This window comes from Streptomyces sp. DH12 (assembly GCF_020873895.1).
GTDB lineage: Bacteria > Actinomycetota > Actinomycetes > Streptomycetales > Streptomycetaceae > Streptomyces.
In genome coordinates, this window is sequence record NZ_JAHWGT010000117.1 from 1 (window position 1) to 1,015 (window position 1,015).

Sequence of the window (1,015 nt, forward strand, 5' to 3'; positions counted from 1 at the left end):
GTTGAGCCCTTGACGGCGCAGCCTCTCGCCGTACGCCAGATGAGCACGGCCGGCCTCGAAGGGCCACTGCTCGACGCCCGGCAGCCCGAGCGCCTCCTCGAAGCACCGGGCCATGTCCTCGGCAGCCGATGTCATCGCCGTGACCGTGGCCGCGCTCAGCGCGAACCGTGACGAGAGGTGACCGACACCTGCGTCGCGCAGCGCGTCCGCGTGCCGTCGCGCCTCCGCGTGCCGCCCGGAGCGCACGGCGGCCTCGACGAGGTCAGGCGCGGACCACATCGCCTCGGGGTTGAACGGCGGCAGCACACCCGGGGCGCAGATCGCCGTGGCGTGCCGGAACGCCGTCTCGAAGTCGGCGGCGCCCAGGGCCGCCCGGGCCGCCGCCTGGTGGGCGCAGTTCTCCAGCCGCCGCAGGCCCCTGGGGCCCGACCATCCCCAGATGTCCTCGCAGTGCTCCCGGCACGTGTCGAGGGCGCCGCGCTGGGCCGCGGTCATCGCAGCGATGTAGTGCCCCACCTGGGCGAACAGGTGGTATCCCGTCTCCTCGGACAGTGCGACGAGCTCGTCCGCGGCGCCGGCCGACGCCTGCCACCGGCCGGCGTACAGGTCGTCCAGGGCGACGAACATCAGGGCCGGCATGCTCGACCCCACCGCGCCGCCGTCGCGTATGACGCGGGACACGGCCTCGCGACAGCCCGGGAGCCGGTCGAGGTAGGAGGCGGTCAGGGCGGTGCGGATGACCACGTCGGCGTCGCTCTGGTCCCTCAGCCGCGCGATCTCCTCGTCCAGGCGGCGCAGCATGCCGTCGGTGACGGAGCCGAGGTCGTGGTGGACGCGCCCCAGCGACGCCGCGGCGGCGGGCGCCGCCTCGGGGAACCGGGCGAGCACGTCGGCCAGAGGCTGCCAGTGCTCGGGCCGGCCCGAGTACTGGCTGGCGAGGGTGGGGGTGAACAGCGCGGGCTCCAGCTCCTCACGCGGCGGACCGGGCGTCTCCGGGGCTGGCTCGACCGCCTCC

At 75.1% G+C, this 1,015-nt stretch carries 1 pseudogene; it reads right to left on the reverse strand.

Features of this window, described 5'->3' with window-relative positions:
- A pseudogene (locus tag LPA54_RS32860) lies at positions 1-1,015 on the reverse strand (LuxR family transcriptional regulator); the annotation flags it as partial.